This window comes from Kitasatospora sp. NPDC091257, from assembly GCF_044757675.1.
Taxonomy (GTDB): domain Bacteria; phylum Actinomycetota; class Actinomycetes; order Streptomycetales; family Streptomycetaceae; genus Kitasatospora; species Kitasatospora lactacystinica.
Genome location: NZ_JBIVVI010001500.1, coordinates 1 through 1865 on the forward strand (window position 1 = coordinate 1; position 1865 = coordinate 1865).

The following is a 1865-nucleotide window of genomic DNA, read 5'->3' on the forward strand; positions in this document are numbered from 1 at the left end:
GAGAACTACACGCCTACGAACCCCCTCCCCCTACCCGCCGCTCGGCCGATCTCAGCGGCGCCGGCCCGATACCCGTCGGCGCCGCAGACTCGGGCTCCGCCTCGGCCTCGGCCTCGGCCTCGGGCTTCGGTCCGGCCTCGGGCTTCGGTCCGGTCCGTGCCCCGCCCGTCGCGGCGCCCGCGGCACCGGCACCCGCACCGGCACCCGACGGCACCGGGAGCACCGCCGTCGCGGCGCTCGCGGGCTCCTGCGCCGGCTCCGCCGGCTCCCCGGGGTCCGCCTCGGCCGCCAACGCCCAGTTCACCGCCGGGAGCTGGAAGCCGCCCGCCCTCCGCTCCGGCTCGCCGCGCTGCTCCTCGCCCACCATGCATCCCCTGCGTTCGACGACACTCCTGTGGGGAGCTACGGCCCGCGTGGCCGAACCGGTTCAGCCGGACCGGTTCGGCCGGCCGGCGCGCTTCAGGTCCCGACCGTCCAGACCGGCTCCGCGGCCGCCTCCGGCGGGGACAGCACGAAGGACACGGCCTGCTCCAGCACCGCCGCCGAGGGCTGCGTCCACGGCTCGTCGAGCTGCTCGCGCACGTGGGCGAGCAACTCGGGGTCGGGCGCCAGCCCGTACTCCTCCAGGTAGTACGTCACGGTGTCGGTCCAGATCCACCGGCCGTCGGTGCGGAAGCCCATCGGCACGACGCCGCGCCGCCCCGGGTCGACCACGTCGTCCATCAGCATCGGCGTCAGCAGCACCGTCGCCCCGGCCCGCAGGTACCGGGCGACGGCCTCGCGATCCGCCCCCGCCGCCAGCCGCGGCCGGTCCGGTGCGAACCCGGGCCCGGTCACCGGATCCACCGCGTCGAACACCGCCGCCAGCCGGAACCCGCCGTTCACCGTCTCGCCCATCCCCGTACTCCTCCTGCCGATCACCACAGCCCTACGTTCCGTCCGACGGCCGACCGGCGGCCCGGGGTTCACCGGGGCACGCGCGGGGCGCTTCCCGTCCTCGCCACCGACCTGCGGCCGCTCGCCGTCGAGGCACTCGACCGCGTGGTCGCCGGGGGGTCCGAGCTCGCCGAGCTCTGGGACGAGGCGCCCGACGGCACGAAGTGGCGCCAGGCCGTCAGGCGCCCGCGCGCCGTGCTCGCACCCGATCCCGAGCCGCAGGACGCGCTGTTCGACCTCTAGGAACGATCGACCGTCAGGCGGCGCCCAGGTCCAGGGCGTAGCGGGAGGGGTCGGCGGGGCGGACGCGGTCGGCGGGGGCGACGGCGTCGCGGCGGGCGAGCCAGGTGCGCAGCCGGTCCGGGCCCGGGCGGACGCCGCCGATCTCGTGGAGCAGCACCCGGGCCGGACGGCCCTCCTCCGGGGCGGCCGGCTCGACCTCGACCACCTCGAACTCCGTGCCCGGGGCGAAGATCACCGTCGGCTGGTCGCCCGGACCGCCGAAGGCCGAGCTGCGGCGGCCGCTGACGGACCAGATGGCGAACTCGATCCCGATGTCCTCCCCCAGATCCGCTCCGGGCGCCGCCAGGCCGGTCACCGGGGCCCGCTCGGTCAGCACCGCGCCCGGGGCGTACGCGGCGAGGTCGCAGTCCTGCGCCGGGCCCGCGACCAGCACGCCGCCGTAGTGGCTGGGCAGCCGCCGCAGGCCCGCGGCCAGGCAGCGCAGGTACGGGCCGTAGGGGCCGGGCGCGCCGGACCGGGCCGCCGCGAGGAGTTCGGCGCGCGGGGCCAGCGGGCCGCAGTCGCCGTGCTGCAGCAGGACGGCGACCAGTTCGGGGACTGCTCGTCCTCGTAGTTCAGGCTCGACGAGGTCGCCCACAGCGCGTTGCGGCAGTCCGGCGACGAGGCGTAGTCGGTGCGCACTGACT

General features: G+C 77.1%; 2 protein-coding genes and 1 pseudogene. 1 reads left to right on the plus strand and 2 read right to left on the minus strand.

Annotation, left to right across the window (positions count from 1 at the left end; genetic code table 11):
* Positions 1-459 precede the first annotated feature (459 nt).
* Positions 460-897, minus strand: a complete 438-nt coding sequence (locus tag ACIQOV_RS39705; RefSeq protein ID WP_380355891.1) for a hypothetical protein — start codon at positions 895-897, stop codon at positions 460-462.
* Between the two features lie 111 nt (positions 898-1008).
* Between ACIQOV_RS39705 and ACIQOV_RS39710 the strand changes: the two genes are divergently transcribed.
* On the plus strand, positions 1009-1179 hold the full coding sequence (locus ACIQOV_RS39710; RefSeq protein WP_401055789.1) for a DUF4259 domain-containing protein: 171 nt from the start codon (positions 1009-1011) through the stop codon (positions 1177-1179).
* Positions 1180-1192: 13 nt separating this feature from the next.
* Here the strand turns inward: ACIQOV_RS39710 and ACIQOV_RS39715 are convergent.
* A pseudogene (locus ACIQOV_RS39715) lies at positions 1193-1865 on the minus strand (hypothetical protein); the annotation flags it as partial.